Source organism: Oleisolibacter albus, from assembly GCF_003336875.1.
In the GTDB taxonomy this organism is placed as follows: Bacteria; Pseudomonadota; Alphaproteobacteria; order Azospirillales; family Azospirillaceae; genus Niveispirillum; species Niveispirillum album.
The window spans coordinates 1-2,575 of the sequence record NZ_QGNJ01000035.1 but is presented as its reverse complement, the minus strand read 5'-3'; the positions used below and the strand labels follow the sequence as shown (position 1 = coordinate 2,575).

Genomic DNA, 2,575 nt, shown 5'->3' with positions numbered 1-2,575 from the left:
CTCCGGCCTCAACCCGCGCCAACGCAGCCAACTTCTCCTCTAAACTACGTCGCTTGCCCATCAGCCCTCTCCTCTCAAGAGAACTGTAGCTTTTCCAGATGTCCCAGTTTAGGGGGGCAGTCCAAAGGTGACATTAAGGCGACATGGCGACACATCGGGTCAACGGACAGCACCTTGCAATATAAGGATTATTTTCCTTAAAATGACAAACGCACCCTGATTCTTCCTCCGTCATCTCCGTCACCTTAAGCGAGCCGGCGACACGCATAGCGCGGGGCAGACCAGCCCCCTCTTCGCCCCCTCCAAGACGGCTCCACATCGACAACCGTCCGAACAATCAATCACGCCATAGGAATTTGATCAAATAGACCACGCCCGGCCGCCGGGGTCAAGGGACCGGCCGGATCTGCTGATCGGACGGCAGCGCCGCCAGCAGGTCGGGCAGGCATAGGCCGGTGCCGGGATGCACCCAGTCCGGCGCGATGTCGGCCAGCGGCAGCAGGACGAAGGCCCGCCGATCCATGCGGGGATGCGGCAACACCGGCGGCCCGGCCTGGACCCGGTCGTCATAGGCCAGCAGATCGAGATCCAGCACCCGCGCCTCGTTCACGGTGCGACGCACGCGCCCGAACCCGGCCTCGATCCCATGCAACCGGCCGAGAAGATCCGCCGGTGCCAGATCCGTCGCCACAGCGACCACACCATTGACATACCAGGGTTGGTCCGAGACCGGCACCGGCGCCGTTTCAAACCAGCGCGACCGGGCCAGCACCCGGACACCGCTCTGACACAGGCACTGCACCGCCGCCTCACACACCTGGAGGGGCGACCCGATAGTCGGGCTGCCGAGATTGGAGCCGATGGCGACGAGAATCACACGACACTCCTGCCGGCCGGACCATGACGCCCGGCCGAGTCTAATCGATAGAAGATGCAATTGCGCATAGGACATGGAGGCATCTTGCCCTGGCGGCCAATCCTGCCTTAAGTTCATCGGTGAAACCAGCACATCGGTGATTTTGACCCGAAGGGCCGGATGGAAATCGCCCGTTTACGGACGCGTCCTGCGTTGCCACAAATTCATCTTAAGGAATTCATTAATGTCGAGACAGATTTTTTATAAAGAAGAACGTCTGGCGATGTTCATCGACGGAGCAAATTTGTATGCAGCTGCTCGCTCATTAGGATTTGATATTGATTACAAACGACTACTCGAATTGTTCGCAGCGGAAGGACGGTTGATCCGCGCCTTCTATTACACCGCACTGGTGGAAGATCAGGAATATTCCCCAATCCGGCCGCTGGTCGACTGGCTGGATTACAATGGCTACACCATGGTGACCAAGCCGACCAAGGAGTTCACCGACGCCTCCGGCCGGCGCAAGATCAAGGGGAACATGGATATCGAACTGGCCATCGACGTCATGGAGATGGCCGAGCATGTCGATCATATCCTGCTGTTCTCCGGCGACGGCGATTTCCGCCGTCTCGTCGATGCCGTGCAGCGCAAGGGCGTGCGCGTGACCGTCATCAGCACGGTCCGCTCCACCCCGCCCATGGTGGCGGATGAGCTGCGGCGTCAGGCCGACAATTTCCTGGAACTGCAGGATCTGGCCCCCAGCATCCAGCGCCTGCACAACCCCCGCTTCCAGCCCACGACGGCGGTGCCGGCCGCCAGCGGCGACAGTGAGCAGCCGGACGAGACGCCGGACACCGCCGGCTGACCGTGACACCCGCAGCAATGACGACAGCACCCGACCGTCTCCCGGCGGCCATGCCTCCGGCTGACTGTCCGCTCTGCCCGCGATTGGCCGCCTTCCGCGCGGCCAATCGTGCGGCCCATCCCGGCTATCACAACGCCCCGGTCCCGCCGTTCGGCGGGCTGGATGCGCGCCTGCTGATCGTCGGCATGGCCCCCGGTCTGCACGGGGCCAACCAGACCGGCCGGCCCTTCACCGGCGATTATGCCGGCGATCTGCTGTATGGAACCCTGCTGGCCTTCGGTTTCGCCAGCGGCCGCTATGGCCGCCGCGCCGATGACGGACTGACCCTGCAGGATTGCCGTATCACCAACGCGGCCCGCTGCGTGCCGCCGAAGAACAAGCTGGAGCCGCAGGAAATCCACACCTGCCGCCAGTTCCTGATCGCGGAACTGGAGGCGATGCCGTCCCTGCGGGCCATCCTGGCCCTGGGCAAGGATGCCCATGACAGCGTGGTGCGCACCCTGGGGGGCAAGCCGTCGCGCCTGCCCTTCACCCATGGCGGTCAGCATGATCTGCGTCCCGGCCTCCGCCTGTTCTCCAGCTATCATTGCTCCCGCTACAACACCAACACGGGCCGTCTGACCACGCCCATGTTCGAGGCCGTGGTCGCCGCCGTCCGCGCCCACCTGGACGCCCTGACCGGCTAGAGCGATTTTCTGTCTGACGGAATCGTATTGGGATTCCTCTTTTCTGCGGGACATGATTCAAGGTGCGGGCTGGAGCAGGAGGCCAGCCGGCATGACGCGACCTCTTTCCCTGGACCTGCGTTCGCGGCTCATTGCCGCCGTGGAGGGCGGGCAGTCCCGCCGGGC

At 63.2% G+C, this 2,575-nt stretch carries 3 protein-coding genes; 2 read left to right on the top strand and 1 reads right to left on the bottom strand.

Features of this window, described 5'->3' with window-relative positions; all coding sequences use genetic code 11:
- Positions 1-388 precede the first annotated feature (388 nt).
- On the bottom strand, positions 389-877 hold the full coding sequence (gene folK / locus DK368_RS21135; protein ID WP_114395947.1) for a 2-amino-4-hydroxy-6-hydroxymethyldihydropteridine diphosphokinase: 489 nt from the start codon (positions 875-877) through the stop codon (positions 389-391).
- 223 nt (positions 878-1,100) lie between these two features.
- On the opposite strand from folK, the gene DK368_RS21130 reads away from it, so the two are divergent.
- Both DK368_RS21130 and DK368_RS21125 read left to right on the top strand, forming a co-directional pair.
- Positions 1,101-1,724: a LabA-like NYN domain-containing protein gene (locus tag DK368_RS21130; RefSeq protein WP_240002600.1), complete on the top strand. Its 624-nt coding sequence runs from the start codon at positions 1,101-1,103 to the stop codon at positions 1,722-1,724.
- Between the two features lie 17 nt (positions 1,725-1,741).
- Entirely contained in the window at positions 1,742-2,410 is a 669-nt protein-coding gene (locus DK368_RS21125) for a uracil-DNA glycosylase (protein ID WP_114395946.1), read from the top strand.
- Positions 2,411-2,575 lie beyond the last annotated feature (165 nt).

Bases quoted from the DNA above. Each gene is read 5' to 3' on its own strand.
- DK368_RS21125 (WP_114395946.1), top strand. From the start codon at position 1,742: ATGACGACAGCACCCGACCGTCTCCCGGCGGCCATGCCTCCGGCTGAC.
- DK368_RS21130 (WP_240002600.1), top strand. From the start codon at position 1,101: ATGTCGAGACAGATTTTTTATAAAGAAGAACGTCTGGCGATGTTCATC.